At 66.8% G+C, this 25176-nt stretch carries 25 protein-coding genes; 14 read left to right on the top strand and 11 right to left on the bottom strand.

The window, feature by feature from the left end; all coding sequences use genetic code 11:
• Positions 1–223: 223 nt before the first annotated feature.
• Complete coding sequence (locus N536_RS0108925; RefSeq protein ID WP_155948497.1) at positions 224–1495, top strand: hypothetical protein; 1272 nt, start codon at positions 224–226, stop codon at positions 1493–1495.
• Positions 1496–1529: 34 nt separating this feature from the next.
• Here N536_RS0108925 and N536_RS0108920 read toward each other — a convergent pair whose 3' ends face one another.
• Positions 1530–2048 (bottom strand): hypothetical protein, encoded by a 519-nt coding sequence (locus N536_RS0108920; RefSeq protein WP_155948495.1) that lies wholly within the window; start codon positions 2046–2048, stop codon positions 1530–1532.
• 220 nt (positions 2049–2268) lie between these two features.
• Between N536_RS0108920 and N536_RS0108915 the strand changes: the two genes are divergently transcribed.
• Genes N536_RS0108915 through N536_RS0108900 form a run of 4 tightly spaced genes read left to right on the top strand, consistent with a single transcriptional unit; the run spans position 2269 to position 6534 of the window.
• Entirely contained in the window at positions 2269–2664 is a 396-nt protein-coding gene (locus N536_RS0108915) for a heme-binding protein (protein WP_029113304.1), read from the top strand.
• A 25-nt stretch (positions 2665–2689) separates the two neighbouring features.
• Complete coding sequence (locus N536_RS0108910; RefSeq protein WP_029113303.1) at positions 2690–3682, top strand: permease; 993 nt, start codon at positions 2690–2692, stop codon at positions 3680–3682.
• Positions 3679–4386, top strand: a complete 708-nt coding sequence (locus tag N536_RS0108905; RefSeq protein WP_029113302.1) for a TIGR03943 family protein — start codon at positions 3679–3681, stop codon at positions 4384–4386. Before N536_RS0108910 ends, N536_RS0108905 begins: the two co-directional genes overlap by 4 nt.
• 60 nt (positions 4387–4446) lie before the next feature.
• A complete protein-coding gene (locus N536_RS0108900; RefSeq protein ID WP_029113301.1) occupies positions 4447–6534 on the top strand; it encodes an ATP-dependent DNA helicase RecQ in 2088 nt (695 codons plus the stop codon).
• Here N536_RS0108900 and N536_RS0108895 read toward each other — a convergent pair.
• The gene (locus N536_RS0108895; RefSeq protein WP_029113300.1) at positions 6531–7442 is read right to left on the bottom strand and encodes an IclR family transcriptional regulator; all 912 of its coding nucleotides are present in this window, start codon (positions 7440–7442) and stop codon (positions 6531–6533) included. The two genes, N536_RS0108900 and N536_RS0108895, sit on opposite strands and share 4 nt — an antisense overlap.
• A 140-nt stretch (positions 7443–7582) precedes the next feature.
• Between N536_RS0108895 and N536_RS0108890 the strand changes: the two genes are divergently transcribed.
• From N536_RS0108890 to N536_RS0108880, 3 genes are read left to right on the top strand one after another with little or no spacing between them, the layout of a single operon-like run.
• The gene (locus N536_RS0108890; protein WP_029113299.1) at positions 7583–8710 is read left to right on the top strand and encodes a hypothetical protein; all 1128 of its coding nucleotides are present in this window, start codon (positions 7583–7585) and stop codon (positions 8708–8710) included.
• 3 nt (positions 8711–8713) lie between these two features.
• Complete coding sequence (locus N536_RS0108885; RefSeq protein WP_029113298.1) at positions 8714–9496, top strand: SDR family oxidoreductase; 783 nt, start codon at positions 8714–8716, stop codon at positions 9494–9496.
• Positions 9493–10635: a sulfotransferase gene (locus tag N536_RS0108880; protein WP_029113297.1), complete on the top strand. Its 1143-nt coding sequence runs from the start codon at positions 9493–9495 to the stop codon at positions 10633–10635. The genes N536_RS0108885 and N536_RS0108880 overlap by 4 nt, the downstream gene beginning before the upstream one ends.
• A gap of 8 nt (positions 10636–10643) precedes the next feature.
• Here N536_RS0108880 and N536_RS0108875 read toward each other — a convergent pair whose 3' ends face one another.
• Both N536_RS0108875 and N536_RS0108870 read right to left on the bottom strand, forming a co-directional pair.
• Positions 10644–11114: a hypothetical protein gene (locus N536_RS0108875; protein WP_029113296.1), complete on the bottom strand. Its 471-nt coding sequence runs from the start codon at positions 11112–11114 to the stop codon at positions 10644–10646.
• On the bottom strand, positions 11111–12265 hold the full coding sequence (locus N536_RS0108870; RefSeq protein ID WP_029113295.1) for a Rieske 2Fe-2S domain-containing protein: 1155 nt from the start codon (positions 12263–12265) through the stop codon (positions 11111–11113). The genes N536_RS0108875 and N536_RS0108870 overlap by 4 nt, the downstream gene beginning before the upstream one ends.
• 99 nt (positions 12266–12364) lie before the next feature.
• On the opposite strand from N536_RS0108870, the gene N536_RS0108865 reads away from it, so the two are divergent.
• Complete coding sequence (locus N536_RS0108865) at positions 12365–12889, top strand: gamma carbonic anhydrase family protein (protein WP_029113294.1); 525 nt, start codon at positions 12365–12367, stop codon at positions 12887–12889.
• Here N536_RS0108865 and N536_RS0108860 read toward each other — a convergent pair.
• From N536_RS0108860 to N536_RS0108845, 4 genes are read right to left on the bottom strand one after another with little or no spacing between them, the layout of a single operon-like run.
• Positions 12886–13296, bottom strand: a complete 411-nt coding sequence (locus N536_RS0108860; RefSeq protein WP_029113293.1) for a nuclear transport factor 2 family protein — start codon at positions 13294–13296, stop codon at positions 12886–12888. The two genes, N536_RS0108865 and N536_RS0108860, sit on opposite strands and share 4 nt — an antisense overlap.
• The gene (locus N536_RS0108855) at positions 13293–14468 is read right to left on the bottom strand and encodes a thiolase domain-containing protein (RefSeq protein WP_029113292.1); all 1176 of its coding nucleotides are present in this window, start codon (positions 14466–14468) and stop codon (positions 13293–13295) included. The genes N536_RS0108860 and N536_RS0108855 overlap by 4 nt, the downstream gene beginning before the upstream one ends.
• On the bottom strand, positions 14468–15541 hold the full coding sequence (locus tag N536_RS0108850) for a thiolase domain-containing protein (protein WP_029113291.1): 1074 nt from the start codon (positions 15539–15541) through the stop codon (positions 14468–14470). Before N536_RS0108850 ends, N536_RS0108855 begins: the two co-directional genes overlap by 1 nt.
• Positions 15542–15586: 45 nt before the next feature.
• Positions 15587–16591, bottom strand: a complete 1005-nt coding sequence (locus N536_RS0108845) for a Zn-ribbon domain-containing OB-fold protein (protein WP_029113290.1) — start codon at positions 16589–16591, stop codon at positions 15587–15589.
• 70 nt (positions 16592–16661) lie between these two features.
• Between N536_RS0108845 and N536_RS0108840 the strand changes: the two genes are divergently transcribed.
• The 3 genes from N536_RS0108840 (at position 16662) to N536_RS0108830 (ending at position 19677) form a co-directional block, all read left to right on the top strand.
• Entirely contained in the window at positions 16662–17693 is a 1032-nt protein-coding gene (locus tag N536_RS0108840) for an LLM class F420-dependent oxidoreductase (RefSeq protein WP_029113289.1), read from the top strand.
• A 98-nt stretch (positions 17694–17791) separates the two neighbouring features.
• Positions 17792–18472: an acetoacetate decarboxylase family protein gene (locus N536_RS0108835; RefSeq protein ID WP_051574359.1), complete on the top strand. Its 681-nt coding sequence runs from the start codon at positions 17792–17794 to the stop codon at positions 18470–18472.
• Positions 18469–19677, top strand: a complete 1209-nt coding sequence (locus N536_RS0108830; protein WP_029113287.1) for a cytochrome P450 — start codon at positions 18469–18471, stop codon at positions 19675–19677. Before N536_RS0108835 ends, N536_RS0108830 begins: the two co-directional genes overlap by 4 nt.
• A 78-nt stretch (positions 19678–19755) precedes the next feature.
• On the opposite strand, the gene N536_RS0108825 is transcribed toward N536_RS0108830, so the two are convergent.
• Entirely contained in the window at positions 19756–20556 is an 801-nt protein-coding gene (locus N536_RS0108825; protein WP_029113286.1) for a crotonase/enoyl-CoA hydratase family protein, read from the bottom strand.
• A gap of 69 nt (positions 20557–20625) precedes the next feature.
• On the opposite strand from N536_RS0108825, the gene N536_RS0108820 reads away from it, so the two are divergent.
• Both N536_RS0108820 and N536_RS0108815 read left to right on the top strand, forming a co-directional pair.
• Positions 20626–22278 carry an acyl-CoA synthetase gene (locus tag N536_RS0108820; RefSeq protein WP_029113285.1) on the top strand — a complete coding sequence of 551 codons (1653 nt, stop codon included), beginning with the start codon at positions 20626–20628 and terminating at the stop codon, positions 22276–22278.
• Positions 22279–23400: a nitronate monooxygenase family protein gene (locus N536_RS0108815; protein WP_029113284.1), complete on the top strand. Its 1122-nt coding sequence runs from the start codon at positions 22279–22281 to the stop codon at positions 23398–23400.
• A 57-nt stretch (positions 23401–23457) separates the two neighbouring features.
• Here N536_RS0108815 and N536_RS0108810 read toward each other — a convergent pair whose 3' ends face one another.
• Positions 23458–24174, bottom strand: coding sequence for an LpqN/LpqT family lipoprotein (locus N536_RS0108810; RefSeq protein WP_029113283.1), 717 nt, complete (start codon positions 24172–24174; stop codon positions 23458–23460).
• Positions 24175–24369: 195 nt separating this feature from the next.
• A complete protein-coding gene (locus N536_RS0108805) occupies positions 24370–25176 on the bottom strand; it encodes an SDR family NAD(P)-dependent oxidoreductase (protein WP_029113282.1) in 807 nt (268 codons plus the stop codon).

Raw genomic sequence — 25176 nt, 5'->3', positions numbered from 1 at the left:
TCCTCGTCCGACGAGGTAACTCAGGCACACGGCCATCAACGGATTCCGTGCCTGCCACCCAGATTTTTCTGTGTCGGGTTAGCAAATCACTGAGCGGGTAGTACCATCAGCGAATGCAAAACAACCGGTTCCGTTATTAGCTGGCACGAAATGGCTTGTTGACTGAAGCGTTAGTTTTATACTTCACTAAATCGCCAGTACACCGGCTCACAGAGGGAAAATCATGATCAGGACCGTTTGCTGCTTCAGTGGCACTGGGATCGCCGCAGTTGGTGCTGGAGCGTTGCTGCTCACTCATTACGCTCTGTCCACCGCTAATCCCGCACCGGTCACCATTCCCGAGGTGCGGCCGGTCTTCAGCTTCAGTCAGATCTATCCGTGGGTCGTTGCACCCGACCCGTCGACCAGCACTGCCGGCGCGGCCGCCTTGTCCGCCGCCGCTGGGGCCGCCGCCGGTGGCAACTTCGCCACCGGGGCGACGGGTGCCCTGCAGGCAGCAAATCAATTGGGTCCGCTGGCCTTCGGCCTGGATTCGTTGAGGGCCTTCAGCGCCAGCCAGCCGCCGCCCGGTAGCAACACGGCCACGGCCAACTACACCCAAATGGACCAGTGGGTTACCGGGGTCGTCGGCCTCGCCAGCAGCACCGGCGCAGTGGGCTTCACCGACAATGCCGCTTCGTGGGATCCGATCATCGGCACCCACGCCGGCGTCCTCCAAACGTCCAACCAGCTCGGCCCTGCCTTCTTCAATCTCAACGTCCTCAAGGCCATCGGCTTCACCCAGGCTCCGGGCGGGGGCCTACTGCCCATACCCAATGGTCTGAACGACAACTTCAGTGCCGTCGACATCGGCCGGTGGTCAGCAGGCATACCCGGGGTCATCACCAATACCGGCACCACGGGCTTCGTCACGTCGGACAACTTCACGGGTGGCCCGCCGAACGACTTCCGCATCGGCGGCCTGCACACCACGACGCAGGTCGGCTCGATGACGTTCGACTTCAACGTCCTGCCGGCCATCACCACCAATGCCGGTCCGTCGTTCATCTCGTTCGCGATGGCCCCCGACATGACCGCTGGCAGCACCCCGTTCGCGCCTCTCACTCCGCCGCCGCCCGGCGTGGTCCAGCCCGGTGGTGGGCTTCCGGTCCCGGCCCCGGTTCCGGTGACCCTCGCCGCTCCGGCCTCCAGCGCCAGGTCCGTCGAGGCGGCACCGGAGACATCCGCCGACGAGACCGAGACGCCGGTATCGAAGACCTCCCGGGTAAACGACGAGAAGTCAACGCCCGTCATCCCGGGCGTCAACGGCGCTCCCCCCGTCAAGCCATCGACCACTGCGTCTGATGCGGCAGGAAGCAATCCGTTCAAGCCGGTCACCGACTTCATCAGCAACGGGTTCGGCGCCTTCACCGGCAACCGGCCCGAGACGACGAGTGGCACCGACTCGACCGGCGCAGGCACCGACGGTGCGGGCGACGGATCCGGAGAGGGCTAGGCCGGACCGGTCCGACGACTCACTTGCACAGCACTCACTTGCACAGTTCGACGATCTTCGCGCTCGTCGCCTCGAGGTCTTGCAGGCGCGTGACCTGACCCGTGTCGGCGTCGGTGGTCCCGGCCAGGGCGTTGATCGTGAGGTCTTGAAGGTCCGTCGCGACCGAACGCAGTAGTCCCGCCAACTCGGACGGCACCTCTGGGCTCAGATTGTCGATGATGTGCTGGCTTCCGACTGCCATCGCCAAGCGCGCGTTGGCCGCGACCGCTTGGGCCGCGGTCGGGTCCGTACCGACCTCGGTGCGGGTTTGCAGCGCGACGGCGGTGCGGGCCCGGCCATACGCGTCGCACGCGCGCCCCTTTGCCTCGGTGACCTGCTGCGCAGTCGGTGCTGGCGGGGTGTCGGACCGCGGGCTCGTCAGCGCCCAGATCGCAATCCCGAGTGCGACGACCGAGATCACCGTGGGTGCGAGGGTCGCCGCACGCGACACGATGGGTGCGTACGCGCCCCACCGATGCGTTTCCTCGTCGTCCGGTTCAGCGCTGTGCGTCATGGTCACCGGATCGTAACCGCTGGTTTTGCCAAGACTGCGGATCTGAGCGTCGTCACATAGCCGGGCTAACCAAGAATTTTCGGTTGTCCGGTTCGCGGGGGTGGCCTGCACGAACGAAGGCGGGGCGAGGAGCCGCGAGTGGGGCGGCGTGTTTTGGTCCGCGGTCATTCGGCTAGGCCTTCGGCGGCGATGAACACATCGCAGACCGAAGGAGGCAAACATGAGGATGTCCGAAACGACCGTCCGTCGCGGGCTGTATGTCATGTTCGCAGGCGGCCTGCTTGGAGGCATCGCATCAGCGGCAATTCTGATGCCGAGCGCGAACGCGGCCCCCGACCAGTGCAGCGCGAGCGGGGTCGCGACCGCCCAGAGCTCGGTGCAGCTGTCGATGAGCACGTATCTGCAGACGCATCCGCAGACCAACCAGGCCTTGACGGACATCGCGAAGCAGTCGCCCACCGAGGCGCAGGTGTCGTACCGCACCTACTTCGCGGACAACCCGAAGGTCGCCGATGAGCTCAAGGGCATTCAGCAGCCCGTCACCGAACTGTCGTCGCAGTGCGGCATCCAGGTGTCACCGAACGAGCTGACCGACGCGCTGCGGACGGCCGTCTAACAGCAACAGTGGGCAAGATGGCACGGTGACCACCGCGCCGACCGAGCACAAACGACGTGTCGGTTCACTCGAAGTCTTGCTGATCAGCCTCATCGCGCTGGCGATTTCCGCCGGCGCGATGAGTGCGTTCGTGGCAGGTTCTCCGGACCTGAGTACCGCGGCGACGGTGTTCTGCGGCGTGTTCGTCCAGGCACTGCCGTTTCTGGTGCTCGGCGTCGTCGTGAGTGGACTGATCGCCGCATTCGTCAGCGCCGAGCGGCTGTCCCGCTGGTTGCCGCGCAGTCCGGCACTGGCCGTCGCGGTGGCCGGGGTGGGCGGCGCGGCGCTGCCGGGTTGCGAGTGCGGATCGGTGCCCGTGGCACGACGGCTGTTCGGGCCAGGCACGAGCGGAGCGGCCGCCTTGACGTTCATGCTGTCGGCGCCCGCGATCAACCCGGTTGTGCTGGTGGCGACGGCCGTGGCGTTTCCCGGCGAACCCGCGATGGTGTTGGCCCGCTGCCTGGCCTCGCTGGCCACCGCGGTCGTGATGGGACTGTTGTGGTCGCGCTTCGGTCGGGACGAATGGGTCACCCGCGATCTTCCCGAACCGCCCGCCGAGGGCTCATCGCGGTGGACGGTCTTCACCGAGGCGGCGCGCCACGACTTCCTGCAGGCCGCGTCCTACCTGGTGGTGGGTGCCGCCGCGGCCGCAGCATTGCACGTCCTGGTGCCCGCCTGGGTGTACGGCCACCTCGCAGGCAATCTCGTCATCAGCGTCCCGGTCATGGCCGTGCTCGCAGTCGTCCTGGCGCTCTGCTCCGAGGCCGACGCATTCGTCGCGGCCAGCATGACGATGCTGCGCTTGGTTCCGCGGCTGGTGTTCCTCGTCGTCGGACCCGCGTTCGACGTGAAGCTGTCCGCGATGCAGGCAGGCATGTTCGGCCGCCGGTTCGCGGTGCGGTTCGGCCCGGCCACGTTCGTGGTGGCCACGGTGATCGCGACGATCGTCGGGTTGGCGATTCTGGGCGGCGGCCGATGACCCGCGGCACGCAGAACGTCGTCCTCCTTCTGATCGGGCTCAGCACCGCGGTGATGCTCGCCAAGGGGACCTACCTCAACTACGTGAAGCCGGGACTGCTGCCGTGGTTGATCCTGGCCGCGGCGGTCCTCATCTGGCTCGGAGTGGCGGCCGTCGTCCGCGACCTTCGGCACGCCGCCCGCGAGGACGACGGGCACGGGCACTCGCACCGCACGTGGCTGACGTGGCTGCTGCTCGTCCCGATCGCCATGGTGGCGTTCGTGGTGCCGCCACCGCTGAACGCCAGCGGCGCCAGTCCGCAGGCGGCCGTGTCCGCACCGCAGCGCAGGCCGTTCCCGCCGCTGCCGCCGGGTCCCGCGCCGTCGGTGTCGTTGCCGGAGGCCGTGATGCGCGCGGCCGCCGATTCCGCCAACTCGCTGGACGGCCGGTCGATCACCCTGTCTGGTTTCACGCTGCACCACGCCGAGGGCGTCGACCTCGGCCGCGTCGTCATCGTCTGCTGCGCGGCAGACGCGCAACTCGCCCGCGTGCACCTGACCGGTGCCGGCGTCGAGGCCGCGGCAGGCTATCCCGAGGACACCTGGCTGCGGATCCAGGGCCAGATCGTCCCCGGCTCGGCACAGGCCGGTGACGGCTTCATCCCGACGATGGCCGTCGAGAACGTGACCCGGATCGACAAACCCGCGAACACCTACGCGTATTGATGTCATTGCCGACTGACACCATGGCCTCATGATCTCCCCCCGTCGCTTCGCTCGCCCCTGATGGCCACCCGCGAACAGGCGCAAGCGATCCTCGAGCAGCTGGCCGGACCGCAGGCGGTGTTGCGCGACGACCAATGGGTCGCGATCGAGGCGCTGGTGGTGCAGCGCCGTCGCGCGCTCGTCGTGCAGCGCACCGGGTGGGGCAAGTCGGCGGTCTACTTCATCGCCGCCAAGCTGCTGAGGGCGACCGGTCACGGGCCGACGGTGATCGTGTCGCCCCTCCTGGCCCTGATGCGCAACCAGGTGGCTGCCGCCGATCGGGCGGGCGTCCATGCCGCGACCATCAATTCGAGCAACGTCACGGACTGGGACGAGATCCACGAGAGGGTCCGCGGCGGCGAGCTCGACGTGCTGCTGGTCAGTCCGGAACGGCTCAACAATCCCGACTTCCGTGACCAGGTGCTGCCCGCGCTCGCCCATGACGCCGGACTCGTCGTGGTCGACGAGGCGCACTGCGTGTCGGACTGGGGTCACGACTTCCGGCCCGACTACCGCCGCATCCGGACGCTGATCGCCGAGCTGGGTACCAACGTTCCGGTGTTGGCGACGACGGCGACCGCCAACGACCGCGTTGTCGACGACGTCGCGAGTCAGCTGGGCGTCGGGGGACAGGACACGCTGGTGTTGCGTGGCGGGCTGGACCGCGAGTCGTTGCGACTGTCCGTGGTCAAGGCCGGCAACCCGGCGCAGCGCGCGGCATGGCTTGCCGCACATATCGATTCGCTTCCCGGGTCGGGCATCGTGTACACGCTCACCGTCGCACAGGCCCACGACGTCGCGGCGCTGCTGCGCGAGCAGGGCCACCCGGTAGCGGCGTACACCGGTTCGACCGAGACGGCCGAACGCGAACAACTCGAGACCGACCTCCTCGCCAACCGGGTCAAGGCGCTGATCGCCACGTCGGCACTCGGCATGGGGTTCGACAAACCGGACCTCGGATTCGTCGTCCACCTCGGGGCACCGTCCTCGCCCATCGCCTACTACCAGCAGGTCGGTCGTGCCGGCCGGTCGACGGCCAGCGCCGAGGTAGTGCTGCTGCCCGGTCACGAGGACCAGGACGTCTGGCGCTACTTCTCCTCCGTCGCATTCCCGTCGGAGGCCATGGTGCGCAACGTCATTCGTGCGCTCGAGCCCGACCGCCCGCAGTCGACGCCCGCGCTGGAGCCCCTCGTCGACCTCGGCAGGACCCGGCTGGAGATGGTGCTCAAGGTGCTCGACGTCGACGGTGCCGTGCGTCGCGTGAAGGGCGGCTGGGTCGGTACCGGGGAACCGTGGGAGTACGACGAGGCGCGCTACCGCAAGCTCGACGAAGCGCGCAAGCGCGAACAGCAGGCGATGCTCGACTATCAGGCCACCGACGGCTGCCGGATGGCATTCCTGCGCGGTCAACTCGACGACCCCGAACTCCGCGAAGGGGAGCGCTGCGGGCGGTGCGACAACTGCGCGGGAACGCGCTACGACGCGAAAGTCGACGCGACCGCCGCCGAGGACACCCGCGCGCGGTTGATGCGCCCCGGCGTGGAGATCACGCCCCGCAAGCAGTGGCCGTCCGGCCTCGGGAAGCTCGGCGTGCAGCTGAGCGGACGCATCGGCGACGGCCCCGCACCCGGCCGCGTCATCGGCAGGCTCACCGACCTCGGGTGGGGTGCCAGGTTGCGACGTCTGCTCGACGAACCCGACGGCGAGGTCTCCGACGACGTCGTGCAGGCCGCGGTGAAGGTACTGGCGTCGTGGGACTGGCAGACCCGACCCACCGCGGTGCTGGCGATGGACTCCGACCGGCACCCGCTACTGATCTCGTCGCTGGCGCGCGAACTCGCCCGGCTCGGCAGGCTCACCGACCTCGGCAGACTCGAGTACGCGCCGGAACGCAGGCCGGTGACGGCGGCCAACTCGGCCTACCGGGTGGCGGCGCTGGAGGGATCGTGGCTGCCGCCGGATCCTGGCGTGATCGGCTCGGCGGGCGGCCCGGTGCTGCTGGTCGACGACGTCACCGACACCGGCTGGACGTTGACGATGGCCGCCCGCGTCGTGCGGGCCGCCGGTGCGCCGGACGTGTTGCCGTTCGCGCTGGCGGCCACCAGCTAAGGCGTCGGCCGATCCGGCTTGAGTCCGCCGAGCCCGGCCGTCAGTGCGTCGGCGGCTGCCACCAGACCGCGGGCGCATCTGGTGATCTCGCCGTCGGTGATCGCCCGCCCGATCTGTAACGACACCACCATCGCCTGGCGCCGGTGGTGATCGAAGACGGGTGCGGAGATGACGCTGACGTCATGGCGTTGCCGGGCGGAGGCCTCACTGCGCAGGTAGACCCGCTCACCGATGTCGGAGACCAGTTCGCCGAGCAGGGCCCGCAGTTCGTCGGGCAGCGCGCTCGACATGCCCGCCATCAGTGCGTAGAGGCGTCGTCCGCCCGGTGTCAGCCGCTCCACCAGGTAGCCCGAGGCGCGGCATTCGGCGATCACGCGGTCCAACCGGTCGGTGTCGGTGCGCAGCGGGATCGTCGGCTCCTTGCGCAACCAGCCCCGCAGCGCTTCGTCGTCCCAGAGGACGAACATCAGGCCCACCGGCGGGGCGAATGGGTAGCTCTGGCCGACTCGGACGCCGACGTCCGCCCCCGGCGGCCCGACGAGTTCCAACAGGGTGATGCGATCGTCGATGACCGCCGACAGTGCAGCGGTGGTGCCGAAGGTCGACGAGAGCCGCCGCAACTGCTCGCGGGCAGCGGGGTTCACCCGCATCGACTCCTGTGCGGTGTGCCCGAGCGAGATCAGCGCCGGCCCAAGCCGATACGTCTTGTCCTGCCCGTCACGCACCAGATAGTCCGCCGCGGCGAGCGTGCTCACGATGCCGAGGCACGTGGGCTTGCTCAAACCGAGGCGCCGGGCCAGGTCCGATACCCCGAAACGGTCGTTCGGGTGCCGCGCCAGGAAGTCGAGCACCGCCACCACCCGTTCGGTGGGCGGCGACGTCCGACGGGACGACTCGGTGCTCGTCATTGCAGAATTGTACCCATCTGTTACAGATATGGAACGGCCACAGCTGATCATGCGTTGACGAAAACTAGAACGCGTTCTAGTGTCAATATCGAAATGTCTACCACCCCGGTCCAATACTGAACCGCGAAGGGCGAACATCGATGTTCTCAACCCCGTTGGCCGAGGCGATCGCCGAGGCCGAAAGTCTGGTCGCTGCCGCGCCCTTCATCGAATCCGAGGCCGACCTCCTCGAAGGACTGCAGTACCTGGCCGGTTGCATCGCGGCGTGCACGCACGTCGCGTTCGACTACGACCGCGACCATCCGTTCCTGCACAGCGGCACGGGCCCGTTCACCAAGATGGGCCTGGACAATCCGGACACGATGTACTTCGGCACGCGGGTGCAGCCCGGCCACGAGTACGTGGTGACGGGTAAGCGCGGCACCACCACCGACGTGAGCTTTCAGCTCCTCGGCGGCGAGTACACCGACGACAACGTGCCGGACAGCGAAACGGCGTTCGACGACCGCAAGCTCGACATCGCCGCCGACGGCACCTTCGAATGGCGTTTCACGCCGCCCGGTCCGTCCCAGCTCGTCATCCGCGAGGTGTACAACGACTGGTCGGCGCAGCGTGGCTCGTTCGCCATCTCGCGCACGGACACCGCGGGGACCGCCCCACCGCCGCTGACCCGTGAACTGATCGAAAAGCGTTACGCCGTAGCGGGCAAGCAGCTGGTCCAGCGGGTCAAGACCTGGCTGCAGTTCCCGCAGTGGTTCTACACCGACAGCCCAGCCAACACGATGGTCCCGCCCCGGCTGACGCCCGGTGGGCTGGCCACCCAGTACTCGTCGGCCGGACAGTTCGACCTGACGCCGGACCAGGCGCTGGTCATCACCCTGCCCGTCACCGACGCGCCGTACCTCGGCTTCCAGCTCGGCAGCCTGTGGTACATCTCGCTGGACTACATCAATCATCAGACTTCGCTGAATGGCACTCAGGCGCAAGCGGATCCGGACGGCAAGATCCGCATGGTGGTGTCCGATCAGAACCCTGGCGTGACGAACTGGGTGGAGACCCTCGGGCATCGCAAGGGCTTCCTGCAGTTCCGCTGGCAGCGGGTGTCGCGGGAGCTCACCGAGGCCGACGGTCCGACCGTCGAACTCCTCGACATCGATCAGGTGCCCGCCGCGTTGCCGTACTACGAGTCGAACAAGATCTCCGAGCAAGACTGGCGAGCGCGGATCGCTCTCCGCCAGAAGCAAATTGGCGAAAGAATGGTGGGCTAGCAGATGGCCGGATTGCTCGAAGGCAAGGTAGTGGTGATCAGCGGCCTCGGCCCAGGGCTCGGCACGACCCTGGCGCGGCGATGTGCCGAGAACGGCGCCGACCTGGTGCTCGCAGCGCGGACCGTCGAACGTCTCGAGGACGTCGCCAAGCAGGTCACCGACATGGGCAGACGCGCGGTGTCGGTGGGCACCGACATCACCGACGAAGGGCAGGTTGACAACCTGGTCTCCGAGTCGCTCAAGGCGTACGGCAAGGTCGACGTGCTCATCAACAACGCCTTCCGGGTGCCGTCGATGAAACCCTTGGCGAACACCACGTTTGAACACATCCGCGAGGCCATCGAGCTGACGGTCTTCGGCGCGCTGCGGCTGACCCAGGGCTTCACACCGGCGCTCGCCGAGGCCAAGGGCTCGGTGGTCAACGTGAACTCGATGGTGGTCCGGCATTCGCAGGCCAAGTACGGCGCCTACAAGATCGCCAAATCGGCATTGCTGGCGATGTCACAGTCGTTGGCGACTGAACTGGGTGAGCAGGGCATTCGAGTGAATTCGATTCTGCCCGGATATATCTGGGGCGAAACGTTGGAAAGCTACTTCAATCACCAGGCCGGCAAGTACGGCACGACGATCGAGCAGATCTACGACGCCACCGCCGCCGCGTCCGACCTGAAGCGGCTGCCCACGGAGGACGAGGTGGCCTCGGCGATCCTGTTCATGGCCAGTGACCTGTCCAGCGGCATCACCGGTCAGACGTTGGACGTGAACTGCGGGGAGTACAAGGCGTGACCCGCACCGACGTCGGCACCGTCGAGGATCTACACGCGTCGGCCACCAAGGCCTGCGGTCTCGACGACTTCGGCAGCGACGACGACAACTACCGCGAGGCGCTCGGCGTGCTGCTCGAGTCCTATCGCCGCGACGCCGACCTCACAGAACTCGGCAGCAAGATGAATCGCTTCTTCGTGCGCAACGCGTTGGTCGCACGGTTGGTGTCGGAGGCGGCGTTCAAGCAGTATCCCCAGCACGCGGACGTGAAGATCGAACGACCGATCTTCGTCACCGGGCTGCCGCGCACCGGCACCACCCTCATCCATCGCCTGCTCACCGCGGATCCGTCGCATCAGGGCCTCGAGCTGTGGCTGGCCGAGTTTCCGCAACCGCGTCCGCCCCGCGAAACCTGGTCGGAGAACCCGGTTTTCGCGCAGCTCGACGCTCAGTTCACCAAGGCGCACGAAGAGGACCCGGACTACACGGGCCTGCACTACATGACCGCCGATGAGGTCGAGGAGTGCTGGCAGCTGTTGCGACAGTCATTGCATTCGGTGTCCTACGAGACGCTCGCCCATCTGCCCACCTACTCGCAGTGGCTCGCCAAGCAGGACTGGACGAAGTCGTATCAGCGGCACCGCAAGAACCTTCAGCTCATCGGCCTCAACGATGCCGAGAAGCGGTGGGTGCTCAAGAATCCCAGCCACCTGTTCGCGCTGGACGCATTGTTCGCGGCGTATCCCGATGCGTTGGTGGTGCAATGTCACCGGCCCGTGGAGACCATCATGGCATCGATGTGCTCGCTGGCCCATCACACGACCGAGGGTTGGTCGAACAGCTTCAAGGGCGACGTGATCGGGCGCGACGAGATGGAGACGTGGTCGCGGGGCCTCGAGCTGTTCAACGCCGAACGCACCAATCACGATCAGGCCCAGTTCTACGATCTCGACTACTTCGAGTTCATCGCCGATCCGCTACGAGCCGTCGAGGGCATCTACTCCCACTTCGGCATCGAGCTGACCGACGCAAGCCGCGCCGCGATCGAGGCCAGCCACGAGGAGAGCAAGAGGGGTCCGCGGACGCCCAAGCACACCTACTCGCTCGAGGACTACGGGTTGACCGCCGAGGCGGTCAAGGAGCGGTTCAAGGGCCTCTGAGAGAAGAGCTAGCCGTCGCCGGGGGACGGCGCGGTCGACACCTCGTCGAGGCAACCCTCCGCCACCGCATGCTTGATGCTGTCGGCGAGCCGCGGGCAGGACGGGCTGCGGCTGGGATCCCCGCCGCCGGCGCGGATCTCGGCGAACGTCGCGCAACGCTGTGACGCCTCCGAATTCCATTGCACCGCAGTGTGTCCCGGTCCCAGTTTCTTGACGGCGACCGTGACGTGGCAGAACCGGCAGTCGACCGGCGTCAGGCCCGCGTTGAGGTAGCGCTCGCGGTCCCGAGCAGTCGCCTCCCGCACCGCCGCGGCGCGTTGCGGATCTTCGGCGAAATCCGGCGCCTTGCTCCACGAACCAGTGCTTCGGCCATCGCCGACGGGATGATCGTCGTCGTCGTGCGCGCCGTGCAGGAGCAGCATCGAGCGAGCCAGCCGGTCGACATCTGGCGTCTGCATCCGCTCGTCGTGCGCGGTCATGTCGCCTGCTCGGCAGCTTCCTTCTCTTCGGCCTGGTGCTTGAGGTTTTCTTCGACCTCGACCTGCCACTTCTCGTTCGCCGCGGTGGTGTCGACCTCGATCTCGAAGCGGTCGGTCATGTCCGGGGTGACATCGGCGACGTCGACGTAGAACTGCTGATACCAGCGCCGCATCTGATAGACCGCGCCGTCCTCCTCGACCAGCAGCGGATTGTCGATGCGGGTCTTGTGCTTCCAGATCTCGACGTCCTGCAGGAAGCCCTTGCTGACGCCTTCGGTGAAGACGCGCGACAGCTTCTCGGTCATCTTCTCGTCCATGCCCTTGGGCTTCTCGACGATGACGCCCCACTGCAGCACGAACGAGTCCTGGGTGACGGGGTAGTGGCAGTTGATCAGGATCGACTCGGCCTTGTAACCGCCGTAGTTGTTGTGCAGCCAGTTGATCATGAACGACGGGCCGAAGTACGACGCCTCCGAATCGAGGTGTGCCTCACCGTACGAGGTGCCCAGGTCGTTCACGTCGGGCCGACCGACGTTGTGCAGGTACTGCGAGGCGATGTGGCCCTCGAAGACGTTCTTGAAGTACGTCGGCAGCCCGAAGTGGATGTAGAAGAAGTGCGCCATGTCGGTGACGTTGTCGATGATCTCGCGGCAGTTGGCGCCCTCGATGAGGATCGAGTTCCACCGCCACTCGGTCCACTCGTCGGTCGCGTACTCGGGGATCTCCGGGATGCGCACCTCGGGCGGGGGCGGGTTGCCCTCGACGTCGTGCCAGACGAACAGCAGACCGCTGCGCACGTCGGTGGTCCAGGAGCGGGTGCGGGCCAGGCGCGGGGTGCGCTTGGCGTAGGGCACCAGCTTGCACTTGCCATCGCCGCCCCAGCGCCAGTCGTGGAACGGGCAGGCGACCGTGTCGCCCTTGATGGTGCCCTGCGAGAGGTCCCCACCCATGTGCCTGCAGTAACCGTCGAGGATCTTGAGGTCACCGTTCGAGTCGGCGAACACCACCAGCTTGGTGCCGAACGCCTCAACGGAGTGCGGCTTACCGTCCTGGTAGTCGGTCACTGGGCCGAGGCAGTGCCAGCCCCGCGCGAACCGGTCCGGCAGGGTGCCGGTGTCGATCTCGCGGACGCTTGCGGTTTCCGTAGTCACGGTGGGCCTCCCGTTTCTGGGGTCTCTAACTAGAACACGTTACAGTTTTTGGCCCCCGTTGCGCAATGTCGGCGCATCTAGCTGCGGTATATCTAGTGGATGCCGTTGTTCTCGTTCGAGGGACGTTCTCCGGTCGTCGACCCAAGCGCCTTCGTCGCGCCGACGGCCACGCTGATCGGCGACGTGCACGTCGAGGCGGGAGCATCGGTGTGGTTCAACGCCGTGCTCCGAGCCGATTTCGCGCCCATCATCATCAGAGAGGGCGCCAACGTGCAGGACTGCAGCGTGTTGCACGCGCCTCCGGGCATCCCGACCGACATCGGTCCCGGCGCGACCGTCGCGCACAGCTGCGTCATCCACGGCGTGCACGTCGGTCAAGAAGCGGTGATCGCCAATCATGCGACGGTGCTCGACGGTGCGATCGTCGGGCGCCGCAGCCTGATCGGCGCGCACTCGCTGGTGGTCGGCGGCACGAAGATCCCCGACGAGGTTTTCGCCGCCGGCTCGCCGGCCAAGGTGCGCGGTCCGATCGCCGGCACCGGCGCCGAAATGTGGGTCAACACCAACCCCGGTGCGTACCAGGAGTTGGCCCGCCGCTACCGCGACGGCCTCGAGCCGGTCTAGACGGGTGTGGCGCTCGCGGCGGCGCGGTCCAGCTCCCAATAGGCGCGCAGCGCGACGATCTTGCCCTCGTCGTTCACGCGGTAGGTGAAGACGCCCTCGGCAGTCACCCGGAAGCCCTGCGCGACGATTTCGATGGTGCCGACGTTGGCTTCCTCATTGCCGCACTGATAGGTCTTCTCGAAGTTGAACTGCAGCTGGCTCGGTGCGATCGCCATGTCGAAGAACGCCGCGATGGCCTCCTTGCCACGGTGCCCCTTGCCCTCGGGGTCGAAGTGCGACGGGCCGATCGGATCCTCGACGATGGCGTCGTCGGCGAACAGTGCCAGCCAGGCTTCCTTGTCGCCCGCCATGGCCGCCTCGCGGGATCGCTTGCCCGCCAGGTGCACCGGGGCCTCGGGGTTTGTCATCGGTTCGGCTTGTCGGCAGACACGACCCACATCGAGTAGTACTGCGAGCCACCGCCGTACGCGTGACCGAGCGCTTTGCGGGCACCCTCCACCTGGTGGTCGCCCGCCTTGCCCATCACCTGGATCGCCGCCTCGGCGAACCTGATCATGCCCGACGCGCCAATGGGATTCGAGGACAGCACGCCACCCGACGCGTTGACCGGGATGCGGCCACCGATCGCCGTCTCACCAGCCTCGGTGAGCTTCCAGCCCTCGCCTTCGGCCGCGAAGCCGAGGTTCTCCAGCCACATCGGCTCGAACCAGGAGAACGGCACGTAGATCTCGGCCACGTCGATCTCGTCGATCGGGCTGGTGATTCCCGCCGCCTTCCACAGCGCCGCAGCCGCGTCACGGCCGGCCTGCGGGTTCACCTGATCGCGGCCGGAGTAGGCCAGCGGCTCGGTGCGCAACGCGGTGGCATGGATCCACGCCACCGGATGACCTTCGGCCACACGGGCATCCGCAGTCTCTTCGTTGCCGATCACCAACGCACAGGCACCGTCGCTCGACGGGCACGTCTCGTCGAAGCGGATCGGATCCCACAACATCTGCGATGCCATCACCTTCTCCAGCGTGATGTCCGGCTGATGCAGGTGGGCAAGCGGGTTCTTGGCGCCGTTGAGCCGGTCCTTGACCGCGACCATGGCGCCGATGTGCGTCGGCGCGCCCGAGCGGCGAATGTAGGACCGCACGTGCGGCGCGAAGTAGCCGCCCGCGCCTGCGCCAACCGGCTTGGTGAAGGGCACCGGAATGCTCAACGCCCACATGGCGTTCGACTCCGACTGCTTCTCCCACGCCATGGCCAGCACGCGCTTGTACTTCCCCGACTGCACCAGGCTGGCGGCGACGACGGCGGTCGACCCGCCCACCGACCCGGCGGTGTGCACCCGGATCAGCGGCTTGCCGGTAGCACCCACAGCGTCGGCCATGAACAACTCCGGCATCATGACGCCCTCGAAGAAGTCGGGCGCCTTGCCGACCACGACGGCGTCGATGTCGTCGAACGTCGAACCCGAGTCGGCCAGCGCCTTGTCGATGGCCTCGCGCACGAGGCCGTTCATCGAGACGTCCTTGCGCTTGGCGACGTACTTGGTCTGTCCGGTGCCGAGGACGGCGGCTTTGTTTCCGGCCATCAGTTCTTGCCGTCCTTTCCTTCGAGCACTGCAACCAGGTTCTGTTGCAGCGCAGGGCCGCTGGTGGCATGAGCCAGTACCCGTTGGGCGGAGCCGTCGAAGATGTGCCGAGCCGCGAAGCCGATGCGCTCCAGCCCCGCGGAGAACATCGGGTTGGCAGCCAACGTGCCGCCGGAGGGGTTCACCTTCGTCGATGCGCCGAGCCCGATGGCCTCGGTGAGGATCAGGTGCTGATGGGTGAACGGCGCGTAGATCTCCGCCACGTCGATGGAGCCGGTGTCACCGCCCGTGGCGGCCTTCGCCGACGCCGCTGTGGACGGCGACGTCGTCAGGTCCCGTGCGCCCAGCACCGGGGTTTCGATGCGGTGCTCGAAACCCGTGATCCAGGCGGGGTTCTCGCGCAGTTCGCGGGCCTTGTCGCCTGCGGCGAGCACGATCGCCGACGCACCGTCGGTGATCGGCGCGATGTCGTGGCGCCGGAGCGGGTCGGCGAAGTACGGTCGGTTCAGCAGTTCGTCGATGCTCTTCGCGGGCTTCTCCGAATCCACTCGCTCCGCGACGGCGAACGAGTCGAGTGCGACCTGGGCCATCTGCTCGGCGGTCCACTTGCCCGAGTCCAGCCCGAATCGGGCCTGCAATCCGGCCATCGAGACCGAGTCTGGCCAGAGGGGCGCGACGGTGTAGGGATCGGTCTGCATCGCCAGGACGCGGCGCAGGGTACCCGCCGACGACTTGCCGAACCCGTACACCAGCGCGGTGTCGACCTCGCCGGTCAACAGCTTGATATAGGCCTCGTACAGCGCCCAGGCGGCGTCCATCTCGACGTGCGACTCGTTGATCGGCGGTACCGCGCCGATCGAGTCGATCGCCGAGATGAACGAAAACGCCCGGCCGGCAAGGTAGTCGGCGGAGCCTGAGCACCAGAACCCGATGTCGGTCTGCTTGATGCCGAGGTCTTCGTAGATCTCGGCGAAGCAGGGCATCAGCATCTCGACACCGTTGGTGGTGCCCTCGGTGCGGCGGACGTGCGGGGCGTGTGCGAACCCCACGACGGCTACGTCACGAAAAGTCATGTGCTACATCCTCTGGTCTTCGCGCAAGCGCTCATCCGGGCGCCTTTACAGGTGGTGCTTGTAGGTGTCGTACTCGGCGTCCGGTTCGCCCGTGGGCCGGAAGTACTCGATGTTGTCGATCCCAAGGCCCCACTCGTCGCGTGGCCGCCACACCGCCTCGACCCGCATGCCCATCCGCACGTCGGCGGCGTCGATCTCGAGAATCAGGTGCAGGAACGGGATGTCGGCGCCGTCAAGCAGTACGTAGGCCGCGACGTAGGGCGGCTTGATGCGCTGGCCGGCGAACGGGATGTTGATGATCGCGAACGTCGTCACCGTGCCCTTGTCCGGCAGCTCGACGAACTCGGTGAGTTGCTTACCGGTAGCCGGATCTGCCTCGCGCGCAGGGAAGTACACCTTCCCCTTCTCGCCGCCGTCCAGGATGGCGTAGGCCCCGACGAGCTTGCCGTCCTCGAGCCCCCGCAGGAAGGTGCTCTCGGGCAGCGACGCGGTGTGCTGAATCTCGATGGAACTGGGGGTGACCAGCAGCGTCACCGGGTCCCGCTCGTCGGTGCTCTCCGCCACGTCCTCCGGGGTGTCACCGAGCGCGAAGTAGGCGATGTCGGTGATCGCGCCAACGGGTTCGTCGACCCAATGCACGTGCACGCGTGCTCCCGTGGCGATGGCATCCGGAGAACCCGCGTCGACTGCATGCAGCAGCGGGGTGTCGGCGCCGTCGAGTTTGATCAGCGCCCACGCGAACGGGCGGTCCAGCGGCTGACCTGCCAACGGCTGCGGCTGCCAGGTCCACGACACCACCGTTCCGACGCTGGCCACCGGTACGATCTCCGTCAACGGCTCGTAGGTGACGGGGTCGAACTCGGCAGGCGGCACGTGCACTCGGCCGTCCGAACCGCGGACGCCAACGACGTGGCGTCCGCGCAGTTCGGTGAAGAACCGGCTGAGCACGGAACCTACTGAACGGGTGTAGTCGAATGACAGCTTCAGTGGAGCTGAAAGGGGCGGCTCGTGGTCATCGATCTGCACCGGGCTGCTTTGGCTGGGGCTCACGGCATCGAGTAGAACAGGTTCTAACAATCGAGGCAAGAACGGGCTCCCGGGCTCGGAAAGGTCGGTCGGCATGAAACTCGGACTCCAGCTCGGATACTGGGGCGCGCAGCCGCCCACGGACCATGCGGAACTCGTCGCCGCCGCCGAGGAGGCCGGGTTCGACACGGTCTTCACCGCCGAGGCGTGGGGGTCGGACGCCTACACGCCGCTGGCGTGGTGGGGCCGGGAGACCACGCGGATGCGGCTCGGCACGTCGGTCATCCAGCTCTCGGCCCGGACCCCGACCGCATGCGCGATGGCGGCGCTGACGCTGGACCACCTCTCGGGCGGGCGGCACATCCTCGGCCTCGGCGTATCCGGCCCGCAGGTGGTCGAGGGCTGGTACGGCGCGAAGTTCCCCAAGCCGCTGGCCCGCACCCGCGAATACGTCGACATCCTGCGCCAGGTGTGGGCCCGCGAAGCCCCCGTGCACAGCGATGGGCCGCACTACCCGCTGCCCCTGACCGGCGAGGGCACCACCGGACTCGGCAAGAACCTGAAGCCGATCACGCATCCGCTGCGGGCCGACATCCCGGTGATGCTGGGTGCCGAGGGACCGAAGAACGTCGCGCTGGCCGCCGAGATCTGCGACGGCTGGCTGCCCATCTTCTACTCGCCGCGCATCGCCGACATGTACAACGAGTGGCTCGACGAGGGGTTCGCCCGGCCAGGCGCCCGGCGTACCCGCGAGACCTTCGAGATCTGTGCGACGGCGCAGGTCGTGGTGACCGACGACCGGCCGGCCATCATGGAGCTGATGAAGCCCCACCTCGCGCTGTACATGGGCGGGATGGGCGCCGAGGACACCAACTTCCACGCCGACGTCTACCGCCGGATGGGCTACTCGGAGGTCGTCGACGACGTCACGAAGCTGTTCCGTACCGATCGCAAGGACGAGGCGGCCAAGGTCATCCCCGACGAACTCGTCGACGATTCGGCGATCGTGGGCAACCTCGACTACGTCAAGGAGCAGGTCAAGGCGTGGGAGGCGGCGGGCGTCACGATGATGGTCGTCGGCGCGCGCTCGTCCGAGCAGATCCGCGACCTCGCCGACTTGGTGTAGGGAGTAGACACTTCTTGCAGATTGTCTAGAACGCGTTCTAGATTTGGCGTGTGACTCACCCCACTTCCCAGCACACCATCGCAGGCACGGTCCTCACCATGCCGGTGCGGATCCGCAAGGCGACGCAGCACATGGCGATGTTCTCGGTCGACGCCGACGCCGCCCAGCGCATGATCGACTACAGCGGGCTGGAAGTGTGCCGGTACCGCCCGACCAAGGCCGTGGTCGTGCTGATGCTCATGCACTACGTCGACGGTGACTTGGGCGAGTACCTCGAGTACGGCACCAACGTCATGGTGAATCCGCCGGGGTCGCATGGGCGCGGCCTGAAGGCGTTGCAATCCGCGGGCGCATTCATCCACCACCTTCCCGTCGATCAGGCCTTCACCTTGGAGGCCGGGCGGTCGATCTGGGGTTATCCGAAGGTGATGGCTGACTTCGCAATTCGAGACGGCCGCAACTTTGGATTCGACGTCACCATCGACGGTCAGTTCGCGGTGGGAATGGACTTCGGGCGCGGGCTGCCCGTGCCGTCGGCCCTCACGTCAAAGACCCAGGTCCATCCCACCTATTCACATCTGGATGGCGTCACGCGCGAAACCGCCGGGGAGATGCGGCTTTCCGGTGTCCGCTATCGGCCAGGCGGCGTGCGGGTGCGGCTCGGTGAACATCACTACGCCAAAGAGCTTGCGGCACTGGGCTTCCCCAAGCGGGCGATGATCTCGAGTTCAGCAGACAACGTCGAGATGACCTTCGCCGATGCCAAGGAGATCTCGTGACTGCGCTACTTGGCACCAAGCCCGACGTCGACCTCACCGACGGCAACTTCTACGCCGACGGCGGTGCCCGCGAGGCGTACCGCTGGATGCGGGCGAACCAGCCGGTGTTCCGGGACCGCAACGGCCTGGCCGCGGCCGCCAGCTACCAGGCGGTGCTCGACGCCGAACGCAACCCGGAGTTGTTCAGCTCGACCGGCGGCATTCGCCCCGACCAGCCGGGCATGCCGTACATGATCGACATGGACGATCCCGCACATCTGTTGCGGCGCAAGCTCGTCAACGCCGGCTTCACCCGCAAGCGCGTGAAGGACAAGGAGCCGTCGATCGCGGAACTGTGTCACACGTTGATCGACGCGGTGTGCGAGCGCGGCGAGGCCGACTTCGTCCGCGACATCGCGGCGCCGTTGCCGATGGCGGTGATCGGCGACATGCTCGGCGTGCTGCCCGAGGACCGCGGCACACTGCTGAAGTGGTCCGACGACCTGGTGTGCGGGCTGAGCTCGCACGTCGACGAGCTGACCATCCAGGCGGTGATGGACGCCTTCGCCGCCTATACGGCGTTCACGATGGACGCCATCGCCAAGCGGCGTGCCGAGCCCACCGAAGACCTGTTCTCGATTCTGGTGAACGCCGAGGTCGAGGGTCAGAAGATGTCCGACGACGAGATCGTCATGGAGACGCTGCTGATCCTCATCGGTGGTGACGAGACGACTCGTCACACGCTGTCCGGCGGCACCGAACAGCTCCTGCGCCACCGGGATCAGTGGGAGGCCCTGGTCGCCAATCCTGAGCTGCTGCCGGGTGCCATCGAGGAGATGCTGCGCTGGACCTCGCCGGTGAAGAACATGTGCCGCACGCTGACCGCCGACACCACGTTCCATGGGACGGACCTGCGTGCCGGCGAGAAGATCATGTTGATGTTCGAGTCGGCGAACTTCGACGAGTCGGTCTTCGAGAACGCCGATGAATTCCATATCGACCGAAACCCGAACAGCCACTTGGCCTTCGGCTTCGGTTCGCACTTCTGTCTCGGCAACCAGCTGGCCCGTCTCGAGCTGTCGATGATGACGAGCCGCATCCTCGAGCGGCTGCCCGACCTGCGGCTCGCCGAGGACGCCGAGGTGCCGCTGCGGCCAGCCAACTTCGTCAGCGGCCCTGAGGCCATGCCGGTGGTGTTCACCCCGACGAAGAAGGTGCTCACCTAGGAAGACGCGCGGCGACTGTGCGCGTGACGAGGAATGCGCGCGAAATCCCTCGTCAGGCGCACAGTCGGGCCAAGAGCCCTACTTCATCTGGAAGTTGGGGGCGCGCTTCTCCTTGAAGGCCATCGGGCCCTCCTTGGCGTCGTCGGACAGGAACACCTCGATGCCGATCTTGGTGTCGATCTTGAAGGCATCGTTCTCGTGCATGCCCTCGGTCTCGCGGATGGAGCGCAGGATCGCCTGCACTGCCAGGGGGCCGTTGTTGTTGATCACCTCGGCGATCTCGAGCGCCTTGTCCAGCGCAGTGCCGTCGGGCACGACGTAGCCGATCAGTCCGATGTCGAGAGCCTCGGCGGCCTTGATGTGGCGTCCGGTGAGCAGCAGGTCGCACGCGATCGTGTACGGAATCTGGCGGACCAGCCGCACCGCGGAGCCGCCCATCGGGTACAGGCTCCACTTCGCCTCGGAGATGCCGAACTTCGCGCTTTCGCCCGCGATGCGGATGTCGGTGCCCTGCAGGATCTCGGTGCCACCGGCAATGGCGGGGCCCTCGACGGCGGCGATCAGCGGCTTGGTGAGCCTGCGGCCCTTGAGGAGACCATCGATGCGCGACGGGTCGTAGGCGCCGCTCTTGAACGAGTCGCCAGGAGGCGCCTTGGTGGCGGCCTTGAGGTCCATGCCGGCGCAGAAGTAGCCGCCGGCACCGGTCAGGATGCAGGTCCGGATCTCCGGATCCTCGTCGACACGGTCCCAGGCGTCCACCATTATCGAGAGCATCTCGGTCGAAAGCGCGTTGCGGGACTCCGGCCGGTTCAGCGTCACGATCAAAGTGTGTCCGCGCTGCTCAACGAGGGCGTCGGGGCCTTTTTGGGGGTCGCTCACGGGTATCCGCCTTTCACCGTTGTCGCCGGAGACTTGTCTCGAAATGTAACACGTTCTAGTTTAGGTCTCGTGGCCCTGAACATTGCCGATCTTGCCGAGCACGCCATCGACGCCGTGCCAGACCGTGTTGCCCTGATTTGTGGCGACGAACAGCTCACCTATGCCGAGTTGGAGGACAAGGCCAACCGCCTCGCCCACTACCTCGTCGACCAAGGCGTGAAGAAGGACGACAAGGTCGGCCTGTACTGCCGCAACCGCATCGAGATCGTCATCGCGATGCTCGGCATCGTCAAGGCAGGCGCGATCCTCGTCAACGTCAACTTCCGCTACGTCGAGGGCGAGCTGAAGTACCTCTTCGAAAACTCCGACATGGTCGCGCTGGTGCACGAGCGCCGCTATGCCGACCGCGTCGCCAACGTGCTGCCCGAGACCCCGAACGTGAAGACCATCCTGGTCGTCGAGGACGGCAGCGATGACGACTTCCAGCGCTACGGCGGCGTCGAGTTCGCGTCGGCGCTCGAGAAGGGCGCGCCGGAGCGCGATTTCGGTCCGCGCAGCGCCGACGACATCTACCTGCTCTACACCGGCGGCACCACCGGCTTCCCCAAGGGCGTGATGTGGCGCCACGAGGACATCTACCGGGTCCTGTTGGGCGGCACCGACTATGCGACCGGTGAACCCATCGCCGACGAGTACGACCTGGCCAAGCAGGCCGCCGCGAACGCGCCGATGATCCGCTATCCGATCCCGCCGATGATTCACGGCGCGACGCAGTCGGCGACGTGGGGCGCGCTGTTCGCGGGACACACCGTGGTACTCGCACCGGAGTTCAACGCCGACGAGGTGTGGGAGACGTGCGAGAAGAACAAGGCCAACCTGCTGTTCTTCACGGGTGACGCAATGGCGCGCCCGCTGCTGGACGCGCTGATCGCTGCGCAGTCGAAGGGCAGGGACTACGACCTCTCGTCGCTGTTCCTGCTGGCCAGCACCGCCGCGCTGTTCTCCACCAGCATCAAGGAGAAGTTCCTCGAACTGCTGCCCAACCGGATCATCACCGACTCGATCGGCTCCTCGGAGACGGGCTTCGGGGGCACCAGCATCGTGGCAAAGGGCCAGTCGCACACCGGCGGCCCGCGCGTCACCATCGACAAGACGACCGTCGTGCTCGACGAGGACGGCAACGAGGTCAAGCCGGGCTCGGGCGTGAGGGGGCTCATCGCGAAGAAGGGCCACATTCCCGTCGGCTACTACAAGGACGAGAAGAAGACTGCGGAAACCTTCAAGACCTTCAACGGGGTTCGCTACTCGATCCCGGGTGACTACGCGGAGGTCGAGGCGGACGGCAGCGTGACGATGCTGGGCCGCGGCTCGCAGTCGATCAACAGTGGTGGCGAGAAGATCTACCCCGAGGAGGTCGAGGCCGCACTCAAGGGTCACCCGGACGTGTTCGACGCGTTGGTGGTCGGCGTTCCCGACGATCGCTTCGGTCAGTGCGTGGCTGCCGTCGTGCACCGCCGCCCGTCGACCAACCCGACGCTGGCCGAACTCGACACGTTCGTGCGGCAGGAGATCGCGGGATACAAAGTGCCGCGCAAGGTTTGGTGGGTCGACGAGATTCAGCGGACCCCGGCAGGCAAGCCCGACTACCGCTGGGCCAAGGACACGACCGAGGAGCGTCCGGCGGACGACGTGCACGCCAACCACGTGGGGACTGCTTCCTAGATGAGAACCGAACTGTGTGACCGCTTCGGGATCCAGTACCCGATCTTCGTCTTCACGCCGTCGGAGAAGGTGGCGGCCGCGGTCAGCAAGGCGGGCGGTCTCGGCGTGCTGGGCTGCGTGCGGTTCAACGACGCCGACGACCTCGAAGCCGTGTTGGGCTGGATGGACGAGAACACCGACGGCAAGCCGTACGGCGTCGACATCGTCATGCCCGCCAAGGTGCCCACCGAGGGGAGCAGCGTCGACATCAACAAGCTGATCCCGCAGACACATCGGGACTTCGTCGCCAAGACGCTCGCCGACCTGGGTGTGCCTCCGCTGCCGGACGACGAGGAACGCTCCGAAGGCGTGCTGGGCTGGCTGCACTCCGTCGCCCGCAGCCACGTCGAGGTGGCGCTCAAGCATCCGATCAAGCTGATCGCCAACGCACTTGGTTCTCCTCCGAAGGACGTCATCGACCAGGCCCACGCCGCAGGCGTCCCCGTGGCCGCGCTGGCAGGCAGCGCCAAGCACGCGCAACGTCACGTCGACAACGGCGTCGACATCGTCATCGCCCAGGGCCACGAGGCCGGCGGCCACACCGGCGAGATCGCGTCGATGGTCTTGGTGCCGGAAGTCGTTGATGCCCTTGGTGGTAAGGCCGCGGTGCTCGCGGCGGGCGGGATCGGCAGCGGCAGGCAGGTCGCCGCGGCGCTAGCGCTCGGCGCGCAAGGTGTGTGGATGGGTTCGGCGTTCCTCACCGCGGCGGAATACGACCTCGGCGTGCGCACGGAGTCGGGCACGTCGGTGATTCAGCAGGCGTTGTTGGCTGCCAGTTCCAGCGACACCGTGCGTCGCCGCATCTACACCGGCAAGCCGGCGCGGCTGCTCAAGAGTCGTTGGACCGAGGCGTGGGACGCCGACGATGCACCGGAACCGCTGCCCATGCCGCTGCAGAACATCCTCGTCAGCGAGGCGCACCAACGGATGAGCGAATCCACCGATCCGTCGACGGTCGCGATGCCGGTCGGTCAGATCGTCGGCCGGATGAACGAGATCCGCCCGGTCGCCGACATCATCGCCGAACTGGTCGAAGGGTTCGAGGCCGCGTCCAAGCGCCTCGACGGCATCCGGGAAGCCTGAACGCAGAAACGCCGCCGAAGTGCTGAGCACTTCGGCGGCGCCTTCAACTGTCTGGTGTCAGGGCTCGATGGTGGTATCCGAGTCGATGACGTCCGTGGCGGCACCGACCAATTCGGCCTGATCCTCGAGGCCGTCGGCGTTGAGCTGCAGGACGAAGACGCCGTCTTCGGCAGGGATGACGACGGTCTTCTGCGCGACGATCTTGGTCTGTCCGTCGGAATCCCACGTGCCGCCGAGCTGGTAGGCCGGGTAGTCACCGAGCGTGCTGGTGGCACCCTCGTTCAGCGGCTTGTACCCGGCGAGGTTGTTCAGCTCGCCCGGTGCCAGATCGATGATCGTCTGTGGGTCGACGTCGCCGGTCAGCTTCGACACCAGCGCCACGATGCTCGGGGTGTACGCCTCGCCCTCGGGCCCGGTGTAGATGATGGCCCCGAAGGCCCACTCCGGGGTGTTCTCGCCGGCCGGCTCCCAGCCGTCAGGAACCGGCAGGTTGATCGTGGGTGCACCGGGATCGCCCATGTGGACGGCGGTTTCGGTGATGCCGTGTTCCTTGATGTAGCTGGCGATGGTCGGATTGGGGCCCGCCGCATCCTCTTCGCGCGGTGCCACCGTGGGCTTCTTCTTCGTCGTCGATGACTTGCTCGACGACGTCTTCGAGCTCTCGGTGCTGGAACTGCTTGACGTTGCGGTCTTGGTGTCCGAGCCGCAGCCGGACAGTACGACGGCCAATGCGGTAACCGCCGCGGCCACACCGGTGAGCGCCGATGCCTTCATGAATTAACTCCTCGTATTTCGATGACTGGTTCCTGGGCGCCACGGGCAATCAAGATCGACCCCCATACCGCAGCGAAGCGTATCCCAAAAAGCGCCATGGCCAGGATGAGTAGATCTACTCGAATTCACCGACCAGAACCCGGTGCAAACCACCGCGGGCCTTCTAAGATGATTTGCTCGATCCCCGCCTGCGGGTCAGCCGGGGCCCAGGGTGTAGGCGCCGGTCTCGGGATGCGGATACCAACCACCGGCGGCCGCCGTCCCGCCGTCGACGTGGATCGTCTGGCCGGTGACGTAGCCCGCCAGGTCCGAGGCCAGGAACACTGCGGCACCTGCCATCTCGTCGACGTGGCCTGCCCGTCCCAGTGGGACCATCCGGGCCGAGCGCTCCAGCCTTTCGGGTCCAGCGAGTCGGGCCAGTCCCTCGGTCAGGGTGAAGTCGGGCGCGAGCGCGTTGACGCGGATGCCGTGCGGAGCGAGTTCGAGTGCCGCGGTTTGGGTGTAGTTGATGACGCCTGCCTTCGCGGCGGCGTAGGCGGCGTAACCGGGCGCGGCCCGGGAGCCCTCGATCGAGGTGACGTTGACGACGCTGCCGGGGATGCCGTGTTCGACCATCACCCGCGCAGCGCGTTGCGTGCACAGCAACACGTGTCGAAGGTTGGCCCGGTACAGCGCATCCCAGCCGTTCTCCGACGTCTCGAGCAGCGGCGACGGGAACGTGCCGCCCGCGTTGTTGACCAGGATGGAGACCGGTCCGAGTTCGGCGACGGTGCGTGCCAGCGCCACATCGACCTGCTCGGGTTCGCGGACGTCGGTGACGACGCCAAGTCCGCCGACGGCGTCGGCTGCCTCGCCGCAGGTCTGCTCGTTGCGCTCCCAGATCGCCACCGACGCACCGAATGCGGACAGGCCGGCGGCGATCCCGCGGCCGATGCCTTCGCCCCCTCCGGTGACGACGGCGACCCGCCCGGTGAGCAGGACAGCCGACGGGTCGATCGCCAT

This window comes from Mycobacterium sp. URHB0044, assembly GCF_000620625.1.
Taxonomy (GTDB): domain Bacteria; phylum Actinomycetota; class Actinomycetes; order Mycobacteriales; family Mycobacteriaceae; genus Mycobacterium.
Note: the sequence above shows the minus strand (reverse complement) of the source record. Positions and strands in the feature narration are given on the sequence as shown.